The sequence below is a fragment of the Mesorhizobium sp. ESP7-2 genome, assembly GCF_020164715.1.
Lineage (GTDB): Bacteria > Pseudomonadota > Alphaproteobacteria > Rhizobiales > Rhizobiaceae > Mesorhizobium.
In genome coordinates this window covers 40,692-55,137 of sequence record NZ_JAIUGQ010000042.1, presented here as the reverse complement: position 1 = coordinate 55,137, position 14,446 = coordinate 40,692, and the positions used below count along the sequence as shown (strand labels likewise).

The 14,446-nt window shown below is 65.2% G+C and carries 12 protein-coding genes; 1 reads left to right on the top strand and 11 read right to left on the bottom strand.

Annotated features, from left to right (window positions below; genetic code table 11):
• Positions 1-51 precede the first annotated feature (51 nt).
• The 8 genes from LB543_RS28340 to LB543_RS28305 form a co-directional block, all read right to left on the bottom strand.
• Entirely contained in the window at positions 52-945 is an 894-nt protein-coding gene (locus tag LB543_RS28340; RefSeq protein ID WP_224599123.1) for an HNH endonuclease, read from the bottom strand.
• A 94-nt stretch (positions 946-1,039) separates the two neighbouring features.
• Positions 1,040-2,020, bottom strand: coding sequence for a 2-dehydropantoate 2-reductase (locus tag LB543_RS28335; RefSeq protein ID WP_224616518.1), 981 nt, complete (start codon positions 2,018-2,020; stop codon positions 1,040-1,042).
• A gap of 2 nt (positions 2,021-2,022) precedes the next feature.
• Entirely contained in the window at positions 2,023-3,543 is a 1,521-nt protein-coding gene (locus LB543_RS28330; RefSeq protein ID WP_224616517.1) for an acyl--CoA ligase, read from the bottom strand.
• A gap of 312 nt (positions 3,544-3,855) precedes the next feature.
• Positions 3,856-5,442, bottom strand: a complete 1,587-nt coding sequence (ggt, locus tag LB543_RS28325; protein ID WP_224616516.1) for a gamma-glutamyltransferase — start codon at positions 5,440-5,442, stop codon at positions 3,856-3,858.
• A 49-nt stretch (positions 5,443-5,491) separates the two neighbouring features.
• Complete coding sequence (locus tag LB543_RS28320) at positions 5,492-6,292, bottom strand: ABC transporter permease (protein ID WP_224616515.1); 801 nt, start codon at positions 6,290-6,292, stop codon at positions 5,492-5,494.
• On the bottom strand, positions 6,289-7,215 hold the full coding sequence (locus tag LB543_RS28315; protein ID WP_224616514.1) for an ABC transporter permease: 927 nt from the start codon (positions 7,213-7,215) through the stop codon (positions 6,289-6,291). The genes LB543_RS28320 and LB543_RS28315 overlap by 4 nt, the downstream gene beginning before the upstream one ends.
• Positions 7,212-8,297 (bottom strand): ABC transporter ATP-binding protein, encoded by a 1,086-nt coding sequence (locus LB543_RS28310; protein WP_224616513.1) that lies wholly within the window; start codon positions 8,295-8,297, stop codon positions 7,212-7,214. Before LB543_RS28310 ends, LB543_RS28315 begins: the two co-directional genes overlap by 4 nt.
• Positions 8,298-8,370: 73 nt before the next feature.
• The gene (locus tag LB543_RS28305; protein WP_224616512.1) at positions 8,371-9,411 is read right to left on the bottom strand and encodes an ABC transporter substrate-binding protein; all 1,041 of its coding nucleotides are present in this window, start codon (positions 9,409-9,411) and stop codon (positions 8,371-8,373) included.
• A 215-nt stretch (positions 9,412-9,626) separates the two neighbouring features.
• Between LB543_RS28305 and LB543_RS28300 the strand changes: the two genes are divergently transcribed.
• Positions 9,627-10,328: a GntR family transcriptional regulator gene (locus LB543_RS28300; protein ID WP_224616511.1), complete on the top strand. Its 702-nt coding sequence runs from the start codon at positions 9,627-9,629 to the stop codon at positions 10,326-10,328.
• A gap of 19 nt (positions 10,329-10,347) precedes the next feature.
• Here LB543_RS28300 and LB543_RS28295 read toward each other — a convergent pair whose 3' ends face one another.
• From LB543_RS28295 to LB543_RS28285, 3 genes are all read right to left on the bottom strand, one after another.
• On the bottom strand, positions 10,348-11,289 hold the full coding sequence (locus tag LB543_RS28295; RefSeq protein ID WP_224616510.1) for an alpha/beta hydrolase: 942 nt from the start codon (positions 11,287-11,289) through the stop codon (positions 10,348-10,350).
• A 295-nt stretch (positions 11,290-11,584) separates the two neighbouring features.
• A complete protein-coding gene (locus LB543_RS28290) occupies positions 11,585-12,367 on the bottom strand; it encodes a carnitinyl-CoA dehydratase (RefSeq protein WP_224616509.1) in 783 nt (260 codons plus the stop codon).
• Positions 12,360-14,438 (bottom strand): acetate--CoA ligase family protein, encoded by a 2,079-nt coding sequence (locus LB543_RS28285; RefSeq protein WP_224616508.1) that lies wholly within the window; start codon positions 14,436-14,438, stop codon positions 12,360-12,362. Before LB543_RS28285 ends, LB543_RS28290 begins: the two co-directional genes overlap by 8 nt.
• Positions 14,439-14,446: the final 8 nt, after the last annotated feature.

Sequence of the window (14,446 nt, the reverse complement as noted above, 5' to 3'; positions counted from 1 at the left end):
GTGGGGAAGGGGTGATGGGTGGAAGTCGTTCCGACGCGGTATGCGGAACCATCACTGCTTGAAGCAGTGCTCGCGGTGCCATTGCAGGAAATGAGGATGAGGACGTTCAAGCTGTCGACGGGGTGTAAGCGCCCGGCCTGACTTGTTGACGAACGCCCTTACGCTCTCAGGATCATTGACCTGTCGTGAAATCAGGATTTCCAGATCATCATTTAGGCCGATCAATCCGCGATCGAACATCCAATGCGCTGTGCCGGAGAGTGCAATGCCGTTGCTGACAATATCTGGCCCGCTCGCTTCGACAGGTCGAATATGGGCTGCGGCAACCTCCGCACGGCCACGACCGTTTATCAGCTTAAGTCCCGTGATCGCACAGCGTTCGTCATAAGCGCGCAAAACGATGCGGCGGAAAATGCGGTCCCGTACAATCCTTGATCCGACATAAGCGACACGGTCGCGGCTCTGCTCGAACTGGAATGGAACCTGCTCCTCTTCAAACTCAAAACCGATCTCATCGACACGCGGCAGGAGCGGCTCGTTCTCGTTCAATCCAAGATCGACAATTCGGTTGAAATCGCTCGGGCTGAGCGGACGAACCGCCGATTGGGCGCGACCAGAAATCTGCCCTTCATCATTGAGCAACCCTCGCTCTACGAGCCCATCCATCCCGCTGAACGGAACCGGATTGACGAAATCGAGGTAACTTCCCGGTTCGATGAGAGCGAGGTACATGCCCTGAATCGCAGGATCACGGATGACCTGCTGCACCTTGGCCATGGCGAAATAGCCCCGAGTCTCCGCGATCTTCCGAGGCTCGTAGTAGATGATCCAGCCACCGACGCATGCCTCGACGCGACGCAGATACTGGCTTGGGAACTGATATTGCTCCGCCGGGCTGTCGTCGTAGATCGAATCTGAGCGATGAATAAAAACCCCGAATCCCATGGTCGTCTAATACTAAAGTTTTTGAAGGTATGCATTTCTTTGAATCTGCGGATTTACCGTTCGGCGAATGGGCTGTTACCTGTTCAGCCCACCCTTACCCATAACACCCCCGCTCCACCGCCAACCTCCGTACCAGCGCCAGCACCCCATCGATAGCCGGCGTCGGCTTGCCCGTCAGCCGCCCAAGCTCCTGCACCGCGCCCACCAGCGCGTCGATCTCCATTGGCCGCCCGCGTTCCAAATCTTGCAGCATCGAGGTCTTGTGTTCGCCGACGTCGCCGGCGCCCTTGATGCGGCGGTCGACGTCTATGGGGAAGCGAACGCCGAGGCTTTCGCCGATCGCCTGCGCTTCCAGCATCATGGTGCGGGCGAGCGTGCGGGTGCCCTCGTCGGCGACGATCGCGGCCAGCGTGCTGCCGGTCAGCGCCGAAATCGGGTTGAAAGAGAGGTTGCCCCAGAGTTTTATCCAGATCTCTGCGCGTATGTCGTCGCGCACCGGCGCCTGCAGCCCGGCCTTGACCATCTCCCCGGCCAGCAGCGTGGCCCGTTCGCTCTTCTCGCCCGAGGGTTCGCCGAGCGAGAAGCGCCTGCCCTCGACATGGCGGATCAAGCCGGGCGCGTCGACCTCGACGGCGGGGTAGACCACCGCGCCGATGACGCGCCGCGGGCCGAGCCGGTCCCATATCGTGCCGCCGGGGTCGACCTGATGCAGCCTGGTGCCTTCGAGCGCGCCGCCTGCCTTGTAGAAATACCACCACGGCACGCCGTTCTGCATGGTGACGACCGATGTGTGGTCCCCAAGCAGCGGCGCGATCTGGTCGAGCGCGGGCGCGACGGAATGCGCCTTCAGCGCCAGCACGACATAATCCTGCGCGCCGAGGTCTTCGGCCTTGGCAGCGGAGCGGACGGGGGCGCTCGTCTCCTTGCCGTCCTCGATCAGGCGCAGGCCATTTGCCTTGATCGCTTCGAGATGCGCGCCGCGGGCGACGATCGACAGGTCGGTCCGGCCGGCGATGGCCAGCTTGGCCGCGAGATAGCCGCCGATGGCGCCGGCGCCGAAGATGGTGATCTTCATCGTTAGAGCCCGAGCTTGGCGGCGAGACCGATGCGCTGCAGCTTGCCGGTCGCACCCTTGGGGATCTCGTCCAGGATCAGCACCTTGCGCGGCACCTTGAAGTCGGCGAGCCGGGTCGCGGCGTGGGCGCGGATATCGCCCTCGGTGGCGCTCATGCCTTCGCGCAGCACCACGGCCGCCGCCACCTCCTCGCCGAGCTTGTCGTGCGGCATGGCGAAGGTGACGACCTGCGCCACCGCCGGATGGTCCATCAGCACATCGTCGACCTCGAGCGGCGAGATCTTTTCGCCGCCGCGATTGATGATTTCCTTCAGCCGTCCGGTGACCCTGAGATAGCCGTCATCGTCGAGCACGCCCTGGTCGCCGGTGTGGAACCAGCCATGCGCGAAGGCCGTGGCGTTGGCGTCCTGGTTCTTCTCGTAGCCTGACGTGACATTGGGGCCGCGAATGACGATCTCGCCCGTCTCGCCGGCCTGCACCAGCCGCCCGTCCGGCGCCATGACCGCCACTTCCGGCCCGCCCGCCGCACCGACGCTGCCCGGCTTGCGCAGGCCCGGCGGCAGCCGGTTCGACGCCATCTGGTGCGCGGCCTCGGTCATGCCGTAGGATTCGATGACCGGGCAGCCGAAGGTCGCTTCGAGTTCGGTCATCACCTGCGCCGGCAGCGATGCCGAGGACGAGCGGATGAAGCGCAGGCGTGCCGCCGCCAGCGCTTCGGCATTGCGCGCAGCGCGCGCCAGGATCGCCTGGTGCATGGTCGGCACGGCCGTGTACCAGCTTGGTTTGGCGTCGCCCAGCCACTGGAAGAAGCGCAGCGCGTTGAAGCCCGGCGTGCAGTAGATGCTGCCGCCCGAGGCCAGTGACGACAGCACCGCAGCGATCAGCCCATGAATGTGGAACAGCGGCATGATGTTGAGGCAGCGGTCATTGGCCGTCAGGCCAAGCGTCGCGCCGATATGGCGGGCGGACGCCGCGACATTGGCCTGGCTGAGCGGCACCAGCTTGGGGCGTGAGGTGGTCCCGGAGGTGTGCAGCAGCAGTGCGATATCGTCATCTCCCGCCATGGCGGCCGCCGCTTGCGGGCCGACCGCCGCGCCCTCGATGGTGAAGCTGCCGGCAGGGGCATCCGGCGCCACGATGAGCCGCAGCACGCCGATGCCGAGGCGTTCCGCAACGGTCACCGCTGGCCCCGCCTCGTTTTCCGCGACAAGGATCGCCTTGGCGCCGATGTCGGTCAGGTAGAAATCGAGTTCGTCGGCCCGGTAGGCCGGATTGAGCGGCGCCGTCGAGGCTGTGGCCGCGACCGCGATGAAGGCCGTCGCCATCTCCGGCCCGTTCGGCAGCACGATCGCCACCCGGTCGCCCCGGCCGATGCCGAGCGCGTGGAGCTGCGTGGCCGTGGTCGTGATCAGCGCGCGCAGGCCGCCATGGGTGAGCGTGGGTCTGTCGGGTGCCAGGATGGCAGGCGCATCGTCGGCGCCGGCGACGAGGCGGCGGGAGAGGTTTGGATGATTTTGGGTCATGATCACCGGCTATGTTTCATGTGACTGCTTATGAAAGTCCAGCGCGCCAATTTTTCTATGTTGGCGCCGCCCCTCATTACCCTGCCGGGCATTTCTCCCCGTATAGTGACGGGGAGAAAGGGGCTGTTGTCGATGGTTTCGCCAACTGCCGGCGTTGCCAAGAAAGCGCCGAGGGACCGGCGCGCCCCTCTCCCCGTCACTATACGGGGAGAGGATGCCGGCAGGCAGGTGAGGGGCAGCGCCAGCGCCTGAAAAGTAGCGACCAGCGCCACACCTGCCCATCTGCGCCTCGCCACCGCCTTGCCCATCCCCTCAATACCCCAGCGCCATCCCATCCTTGCGGGGGTCCGATGCCCCCGTCAGCGTTCCCTTTTCCCAGTCGATCAGCACCGCCTGGCCGCCGCCGAGCGGGTGGTGCGGCTCGGTGATGGTGTGGCCGCGCCGGCGCAGGCCTTCGACCGCGCCGGCAGGCACGTTGCGCTCGGCTTCCACCATGCCATCATTGTAGAACACGCGCGGCGCGTCGAGCGCCTGCTGCGGGTCCATGCCGAAATCGATCATGTTGGTCAAAAGGTGGACATGGCCGAACGGCTGGTAGCCGCCGCCCATGACGCCGAACGGCATCACCACGCGGCCGTTTTTGGTCGCCATGCCGGGCATGATCGTGTGCATCGGCCGCTTGCCGGGCGCGATCGCGTTGGGGTGCGCCGCGTCGAGGCGGAAGCTCGAGCCGCGGTTCTGCAGCACGACGCCGGTCTTCGGGCCGACGACGCCGCTGCCGAACGAATAATAGGTCGAGTTGATGAACGAGACCGCGTTGCGGTCTCGGTCGACAACCGAGATGTAGACGGTGTCGCTGCCGGGCAGCTGGACATCCGGAAGATGGGTCATGGCGCGCTCGCGGTCGATCTCGGTGCGCAGCCGATCGGCATAGGCGGCCGACAGGAGCTCCCTCACCGGCACCGGGACACGGTCCTGGTCGCCGACGAAACGATCGCGGTCGCGATAGGCCAGCCGCCCGGCTTCGATCTCCAGGTGCAGGCGCTCGGCGCCGTTCGGGTCGAGCTCGCCGAGCCTGAAGCCCGACAGCACATTCAGCATCAAGAGCGCCGTCAGGCCCTGGTTGTTCGGCGGCATCTGGTGGATCTCGTAGCCGCCATAGCTGACGCTGACCGGCGCCACGTAGTCGCCCCTGGTCGCGGCGAAATCCTCATGCGAATGCAGTCCGCCCAATTCCTTGAGCCGGCGCACCATGTCGTCGGCGACAGCACCCTCGTAGAATCCGGCGCGGCCCTGTTTGGCGATCACCCGCAACGTCGCGGCCAACTCCGGCTGCCGGTGCACGTCGCCGGCCTTCGGCACGGTGCCGCCCGGCAAGAAGATGCGCGCGCAATGTTCGTCGGCGGCAAGATCGATTTCCGGGTCGGCCCAGTCGAGGGCGACGCGGTCGTGCACGACATAGCCGTTCTCGGCATAGTGGATCGCCGGCGCCAGCACTTCCGTCAGGCTCTTGCTGCCATGGTCCTCCAGCAGCCGGCACCAGGCGTCGATGGCGCCTGGCACGGTGACGGGATGCGGCCCTTGGAGCGGGATGCGGTCGAAACCCTTTTCCAGATACCAGTCGACGGTCGCGGCCGCCGGCGCCCGGCCGGAGCCGTTGAAAGCCAGCACCTCGCTTTGTCCGTTGGGGCAATAGAGGACAAAGCAATCGCCGCCTATCCCGGTCGATTGCGGCTCGACCACGCCCTGCACGGCGGCCGCGCAGATGGCGGCATCCATGGCATTGCCGCCGGCGCGCAGCATCTCGATGGCCGCCAGCGTCGAAAGCGGATGCGATGTCGCGGCGATCGCTTCCGTGGCACGAACCGGCGAGCGGCCGGGAAATTGGAAATCACGCATTTTGGTCTGGATATCCTTGAGGCACTTGAAGCGAATGGGTCCGATGAAATCAATGCCGCCGGCCGAAGATCTGCGCCAGCGACAACAGCAGGACCGACAGCACGATCAGGCAGGTCGAGATGGCGGCGATGGTCGGGTCGATCTGGTCGCGCAGCGCGTTGAACATGCGGCGCGTTAAGGTCGTCGTCTCGCCGCCCGAGATGAACAGCGAGACGACAACTTCGTCGAAGGAGGTGATGAAGGCAAACAGCGCGCCCGAGACGATCGAGAAGCGGATCTGCGGCATCGTCACCTGCCAGAAGGCAGCGACACGCCCCGCGCCCAGGCTGCGCGCCACCCGCTCCTGGTTCATGTCGTAGGAGCGCAGGCCCGACAGCACCGTCAGCACCACCAGCGGCAGCGCCTGCACCGTATGCGCGATGACCAGGCCGGTCAGCGTGTTGTTGAGGCCGATGCGCGCATAGAGGAAGAAGGTGCCGATGCCGACCAGGATCACCGGGATGATCAGCGACGCCGTGAGCAGCGCGTTGATGGCGCCGTTGAAGCGCAGCGTGCCCCGGTTGATCGCATAGGCCGCGGCGGTGCCGAGCGGCGTCGCCACCAGCGCGGTCATGACAGCGACCTTCACCGACACGATGGTGGCGTCACGCCATTCCAGCGACTGGAAATAGCTTTCGTACCAGCGCAGCGACCATTGCTGCGGCGGGAACTGCAGCAGCGTCGAATCCGAAAACGACATGATGACTATGATGACCGACGGCGCGATCAGGAACAACAGCACGAGGCCGCCGAGGCCATAGAGCCACAGGCGTTGCCGGTGCGAGATCGGCAGGCCGATATCTTCGCTCATCGCGAACTCCATACGCCGGTGGCGCGCGCGCCGAGCAGCCATTGGAACAGGCCGAGAAGCGCCAGTGTGACCACCAGCAGCACCACGCCGAGTGCGGCGCCCGCACCCCAGTTGGAATAGAGGCTCGTGGTCTGTTCCATGCGCATTGCCCACATCACCACCTTGCCGCCGCCCATCAGCGCCGGCGTGACGAAGAAGCCGAGGCAGAGCACGAAGACCATGACCACGCCGGACGCAAGGCCGGGCAGCGACAGTGGAAAGAAGATCTGCCGGAAGGTCGCGGCAGGGCCGGCGCCGAGATTCATGCCGGCGCGCAGGCAGTCGGTGTCGATCGTCTTCATCGAAGCGTAGAGCGGCAAAACGAGGAACGGCAGCAATATGTGCGTCATGCCGATGACCACGCCGGAAAGATTGTTGGCGAGCGACAGCGGCTGGCTGATCACGCCGAGGTCGATCAGCCAGTTGTTGATCAGGCCCTTGCGCTGCAGGATCACCAGCCAGGCATAGGTGCGCACCAGCACCGAGGTCCAGAACGGCAGGATGACGAAGATCAGGCAGATCGACGCCGCCCGGCGCGGCAGCTGCGACAGCATGTAGGCCAGGGGATAGCCCAGCAGCACGCAGGCGCCGGTGACGATGAAGGCGACCTTGAAGGTGGTGATGAAGGTCTTGATGTAGGAGGCCTGCTCGAAAAAGCGCGCGTAATTGGCGGCGCTGAAGGCACCGGTCTCGTCGAACAGCGACAGCCAGAACAGCCAGCCGATCGGCACGATGATGATGGCGCAGACAAGGAACAGGCTCGGCGTCAAAAGCGCCAGCAGCCGCAGCGACTCGCGCCGCGCATCCGCGCGCAGCGCCTGCGCATTTAGGTCCTGCCCCGCCGGGCCGGCAATCTCGTCTAGCAGGGCGGATTGCGCGCTCATCCCTCGGCCGCCACCAGGATCGTGTCCTTCGCATCGAGGCCGAGCGTGATCGGCTGGCCGGGAGCCGGCAGCCTTGCCAGCACGTCGCTGCGGCAATAGTCGCGCAGCGTCAGCTGGCGGCCGTCGCTCAGGCTGGCGTAGCAGACGAAACTGTCGCCCTGGTAGATGATGTCGCTGACTGTCGCATCGAGCACATTGATGCCGGTCGACGGCTCGCTTGCCGTGACCAGCCGCAGCTTCTCCGGTCGCACCACCATCAGATGCGGACCCCCCGGCGGTGTCGGTGCGCCGGTCTGGATCAGCCTGTCCTGGTACCAGACCGACCCGTTGCGGCTTTCGACCGGGATGAAATTCGATTCGCCGATGAAGCCGGCTACGAATTGCGTCTTCGGCGCGGCATAGAGGGTTTCGGGCTTGTCGAGCTGTTCGATGCGGCCGCCGTTCATCACCGCGATGCGGTCCGACATGGTGATGGCTTCGCGCTGGTCGTGCGTGACATAGACCGTGGTCATGCCAAGACGGCGATGAAGCGCGCGCAATTCGATCTGCATATGCTCGCGCAGGCCCTTGTCGAGCGCCGACAGCGGTTCGTCCATCAAGACGATGCGCGGCTCGAAGACGATGGCGCGCGCCAGTGCCACGCGTTGGCGCTGGCCACCGGAAAGCTGGTCGACGCGGCGCTCGCCCAGGCCCTGCAGCTTCACCAGTTCCAGCGCCTTCTCCACCCGCTGCGCCGTCTCGACGGCCGCGACGCCGCGCTGCTTCAGCGGAAAGGCGATGTTGTGGAAGACATTCATATGCGGAAACAGCGCATAGTTCTGGAACACCATGCCGATGTTGCGCCTGTGCGGCGGCGTGGTGATGATCTCGTCGCCGCCGACGTTGATGCTCCCGCCATTGGCTCTGACGAAACCGGCCAGGATCATCAGCAGCGTCGTCTTTCCCGATCCGGAGGGGCCGAGCAGCGTCAGGAACTCGCCGGCCTCGACATCGAGGTTGAGGTCGCGCAGCACCGGCACGCTGCCAAATCGTTTCTCGATCCGGCGCATGCTGATCGGCAGCGCGGATGGTGCAATGGACAAGATCGTTTTCTCCCGGGCACAGACTGAAGGAGCAGGGCGGCGTTTGCGCCGCCCGCAATGTCAGGGTTCCGGCCTATTGCTGGATCAGGTTGTTGAACTTTTCCGTCGCCTCGACGAGGGTGTCGCGCCAGAACCCGGCGTCCTGCAACACCTGCTTCTTGACGTTCTCCGGCGCCGAGTTGATGTCTTTGATCCGTTCCGGCGGGATCTTGCCGGTCTCGAAAGCCTTCTCGTTGACCGGCCCATTGTCGACATAGAGCGGCAGATTGGCCTGCAGCTGCGGGCTGACGAACATGGCCAGCGCCTTCATCGCCGCTTCCTTGTTCTTGGCGCCCTTGGGGATGACCATGCAGTCGGCGGTGAGCACGCCCTGGTCGAAGGAGAAGCTGACCGGCGCGCCTGCCTTTTTCAGGGTGCCGGCGCGTCCATTCCAGATGCTCGCCATGTCGACTTCGCCATCCTTCACCAGCTGCATGGCCTGGGCGCCCGACGTCCACCAGGCATCGACATGGCCGCGGATCTTGTCGACCGATTTCAGCGCCCCGTCGATGTCGACGGGATAGACCTTGTCGATCGGCAGGCCGGAGGCGAGCGCGGCGACGCTCAGCGTCTCCGTTGCCTGGCTGCTGCTCAGCGCGCGCCGTCCCGGGAATTTTTCGATGTTCCAGAAGTCGGCCCAGGTCTTCGGGCCCTTGTCGCCGAAGACGTCGGTCCGGTAGATCAGCACGACGGAGGTGTAGGAAATGCCGACCCAGTCGTCATGCACCAGCTTCGGGTTGATGCCGCTCTTGTCGATGACGCCGTAATCCAGCTTCTCGAACAGGCCTTCCTTCGAGCCGCGCGCGCATTCGTCGGCGCCGAGCTCTGTGATGTCCCATTTCACGGCATTGCCGGTCACCTGCAGGCGCACGTCGTCGAGGCCGTTGGTGGTGTCTTCCTTGATGGTGATGCCGAGCGCATCGGCGGTCGGCTTGAAGAAGGCCTTGGTCTCGGCCTCCTGGTAGGTGCCGCCCCACGAGGCGACGGTGATCGTGTCGGCGGCGACGGCGGGCACTGCCACGGAGGCAATGAGGCCGGCTATCGCGAAAGTTCTAAAGCTGGTGGTCCTGTTCATTTCGGTTCTCCAACCGGTGTTCCCATTTGTTTTTGATTTAGCATGCGATTTTGTATACAATTTCGAATGTAGCCGAGAGATCGGTGTTGTCAACTGCGATGGGCGCGATCAGTTGGACGGTGGGGACGGCGCCGCAGGGCGTGGCAAATTGGGCCGACTGCGACTACAAACGAGGCAATGCCTGGCCAAAGCGGCCGGAGAACTGGGAACGGAACTTGGCCAAGGAAACCAAAAACACCCTGCGCGACTCGGTCTATTCCGCGCTCAAGGCGATGATCGTGACCGGCCAGATTCCGCCGGGCTCGCGCGTCACCGAGAGCGACATCGCGGCGAAACTCAATGTCAGCCGCACGCCCGTGCGCGAAGCCTTCAATCGGCTGGAGCGCGACGGGCTGGTCACCGGCCGGCCGCGCCAGGGCTATGCCGTCACCGAATTCGACATCAACATGTTCCGCGAGGCCTTCGACATCCGTGAACTGCTCGACGGCCATGCGACCGAACTCGCGGCCACAGCGGCGACCGAGAAGGACAAGGCGCGGCTGCGCGCCATGCTGGCCGAATGCGAGCGGCTGGCCGCCATTCCCGATCGCACCACGCGCGAAAAATTCCAGGAGCTGGAAGTCGGCATCGACCTGCACCGCGTCATTGCCGAAATCAGCGGCAATGCGATGCTGCACGGCATGCTGTGCAGCATCCTCGACAAGTGCCAGCATTATGTCTGGACCGAACTGTTGTGGCTCGACGAATGGAAGATCGCCCGCGACGAGCATGCCGAGATCGTCGAGGCGATTTGCGCCAGCGACGCCGTCAAGGCCGGCGCCCTGGCCCGCGCCCATGTCCGCGGCTCCCGCGAGAACGTGTTGCGCCTGCTGCAGGCGAAATCGGACTATCAGAGTTTTCTGGCCAAGGCGTCCTGAGCGGGACGGCCATTCGCCCCTACCAGGTCCAGCCGCCCTTTCCGAGCGTGGCCACCGCGTCGACGATCCGGGTGAAGCTGGCGCGGGCGCGGCCGACGCTGTGCCGGGCCCTGAGGTAGCCGTGCACTAGGCCGGGCTCCTCGAACCAGGCGGCGCGTCCCCCTGCCGCGACGATGCGGTCGCGATAAGCCTCGCCATCGGATGACAGCGGGTCGCACTCGGCGGTCATCAGCACGGTCGGCGGCAGGTTGGCGAAATCGGCATCGGCCAGCGGCGACAGCGTGATGTCACCGGTCTGGTCCACGCCCCCGGTGCGGATGTGCATGTAGAATTCGAGGTCGCGCACCGTCAGCATCGGCGCTTCGGCATGCCTCACATAGGAGCCGCGCGAGCGATCGCCGCCGAGACCGGGATAGATCAGCACCTGGCCGATCGGCTTCTTCGCATGGCCACGCGTCGCGTGTGCAACGGCGGCGCAAAAATTGCCGCCGGCGCTGTCGCCGCACAGCATCACCGGACGGTCGTAGGTCCGGGCGGCCCATTCGAAGGCGGTCATCGCATCGTCGAAAGCGGCTGGATGCAGATGCTCCGGAGCCAGCCGGTAATCGACCGAGACCACCTCATGACCGGTGCGGCCGCAAAGCTCGGCGCAGACATCGTCATGGCTGTCCAGCCCGCCGAGGATGAAGCCACCGCCATGGATATAGAGCACCATGGCGGCATGGTCCGGCGTCGCGTTGCGATAGGTGCGGATTGGCATGTTGTTGGCGGGTGTGGTGATCGCGGTCGTCTCGGCTGCCACGCCTTGCGGATAGCCGGCAAAGAACTCGCGGCACATGCGGTCATAGATCTCGCGCTGCTGGGCAATCGTGTAGTCGATCGTATCGGGCGGATAGTAGGAGTTGGTCCGCTCGATGAAGGCCCAGGTCTCGGCGTCGATGAGGGTTTTGTAGTCGGTCATGAAGGGAGACCGAACTGCAACGAATGCGCCCAGGCGCCCCCCTCTGGCCTGCCGGCCATCTCCCCCTCTAGGGGGGAGATCGGATGTCGTCTCGGCTTTCGCCAATCTTCAACGTTCGAGGAAAGGCGGCGCTGTTGAAGTTGCCAATCTCCTCCCTTGCGGGGGGTGAGGAGTGGTCCGCGAAGCGGACGGAAAGCCAATTGCTTGGCTTTCCGAATGACGAACGCCCGGAGCGACAGCGAAGGGCCGGGTCCGGCAGGACAGAGGGGGGTGCCTGGCGCGATCATCTCCAGTGTCACTTCCCCTTCCACACCGGCTCGCGTTTCTCCGCGAAAGCACGGAACCCTTCCATACCGTCCTCCGATCCATAGAGCGCATCGACCGTCGGCAACTGCCGGCGCGTCACCTTGTTCATCGCCTCCTGGAAGGTCAGCGATTCTGCCACCCGCGCCGTCTCCTTGATCGCTGCGAACACCAGCGGCGGGCCGCTGGCGAGCAGGCGGGCGATCTCCCAGACGCGGTCCTCGAGCTTTTCCTTGGGCAGCACCTCGTTGACCAGGCCCCAGCGATGCGCCTCGGCGACATCCATCCAGCGGCCGGTGAGCAACAGGTCCATGGCGACATGATAGGGGATGCGCTTTGGCAGCTTGATCGTCGCGGCGTCGGCGAGCGTGCCGGCGCGGATTTCGGGCAGCGCGAAGGAGGAATGATCGGAGGCGTAGATGAGGTCGCACGACAGCGCCAGCTCGAAGCCGCCGCCCACCGCCATGCCGTTGACGCAGGCGATGACCGGCTTGTTAAGGTCGCGCAGTTCCTGCAGGCCGGCGAAGCCGCCGACGCCATAGTCGCCGTCGACCGCGTCGCCGCTGGCGGCGGCCTTCAGGTCCCAGCCGGCGCAGAAGAACTTGTCGCCCGCGGTCTTGACGATGGCGACGCGCAACTCCGGATTGTCGCGGAACGCCTTGAACGTATCGCCCATCAGCCGCGATGTCTTCAGGTCGATCGCATTGGCCTTGGGGCGGTCGAGCGTGACCTCGAGAATCGAGCCTTCGCGGCGGGTCGAAATGACATCAGACATTCTTGTTTTCTCCCAGCACCAGCAGCGCGTCGGCGATCCAGGCGCCCTTTCCCTCGGTGCAGACGATCAGCGGATTGATGTCGAGTTCCTCGATCTCGCCGGCATTCTCCTGCACGAAGCCGGCAATGCCGGCGATGGCGTCGATGGCGGCCTGGACATCGGCCTTCGGCCGGCCGCGATAGCCTTCGAGCAGCGGGAACAGTTTCAGCCCGCGCAGCGCCGCCTCGATGTCGTCCCGGGTCGCCGGCAGCATCAGCGTGACGCTGTCGCGCAGCAACTCGACCAGCACGCCGCCGGTGCCCAGCGTCATGACAGCGCCGAACATCGGGTCGCGGGTGAAGCCGACGATCAGTTCGGCAACGCCGTCGCGCACCATGCGCTCGACATAGAGCCCGGTGCCGAGCGGCAAGAGGTCATGCGCCGCCGTGCTGACCGATTCGGCGTCCTTGAGGGTGAGCCTGACGGCGCCGACCTCGGACTTGTGAGTGACGCCAAGGGCTTTCAGGGCGACGGGGAAGCCGAGCGCCATGGACGAGATCACCGCCTCGACCGCATTGCCGGCCCGCTCGCCTTTCGGCACGGGAAGCCCGGCCTTGATCAGCCGCGCCTTGGCTTCGGCTTCGTCAGGCGTAACGCGCGGCGCATCGGATGCGCCGGCAGCCCTCGTATCCACTGGCTGCGCCTGCGGTTCGCGCCAGGCCCAGCCGATGAAGGCCGCCGCCTGCGCGGCGTCCATCGCCTCGGAAATGCCGAACAGCGGCACCATGCCCCGCGCCATCAACTCGGCGGTGTATTCCTCCGGCAGGTTCTCCGGCAGCGAGGAAACGATCGCGCCATGCGCATTGTTGGTCTTCAGCGCCGATTCGAAGGCGCGCAGCGTCGCCCACCAGTCGGTCACCGTGCAGCGGTCGGGGCGCGGAAAATCGAGCACCAGCATGTTGAGGTCGAAGCCGCCCGACACCATGGCGGTGAAGGTGGCGGTCATCGCCGGCTCGTTGTTCCAAATGAAGGTGTGGTAGTCGAGCGGGTTGGCCACCGCGACCAGCGGCCCGAGCGTCGATTTGACATGGGCGCGATGGGTGTCCGTCAGCACCGGGAAGTTGACCCAGCGCCCTTCGGCGCTGTCGGCCATGACCGATGCCTCGCCGCCCGAACAGCTCATCGATGAGAGACGATAGCCAGGCAGCGGGCCGGTGATGTGCAGCAGCTTCAGCGCCTCGATGAAGGCGGGGATGGAATCGACACGCGCAATGCCGAGCCGCCTCAGGAAGGCGCCCGAGGCCGCGTCCGAGCCGGCAAGCGAGGCGGTGTGCGAGACGGTCGCCTGCCGCGCCTGTTCGGAGCGGCCGACCTTCATGGCGATGATCGGTTTCTTCAGCTCCCGCGCCCTGGCCGCCAGACGCTCGAAGCCGGCTACCGAATCGAAGGCCTCGATGTGCAGTCCAAGCGACGTCACGCGTTCGTCCTCGATCAGGCCGAGCGCCATTTCGGACAGGCCGGTCTGCGCCTGATTGCCGGCGGTCATCAGGAAGGCGATCGGCAGGCCGCGCTTCTGCATCGTCATGTTGATGGCGATGTTGGAGGACTGGGTGATGATGGCGACGCCCTTGCCGCCCTCGTCCAGCCTGATGCCGCCATGCTGGTCGGGCCACAAAAGCGCACCGTCGGCATAGTTGATCAGGCCGTAGCAATTCGGTCCGATGATCGGCATCTGGCCGGCAGCGGCGACCAGTTCGGCCTGCAGCCGTTCCCCGTCCTCGTCATAGGCTTCGGTTTCGAGGAAGCCGGCGGCAAAGCAGACGGCGCCGCCGGCGCCGCGCTCGGCGAGCGCCTTGATCACCTCGATGGTCAGGTGCCGGTTGACACCGACAAAGGCGGCGTCCGGCGCGCCGGGCAGATCCGTGACCGACCGGTAGGCCTTGCGTCCGGCAACCTCGTCCTTGGTCGGGTGCACAGGCCAGATCTCGCCGGCAAAACCCATCTTGATCGATTGCGCCACGACGGCGGCGGCCTGCACGCCGCCGAACACGGCGATCGATTTCGGGCGCAGGAGACGTTCGAGTTTATGCATGGTCATCT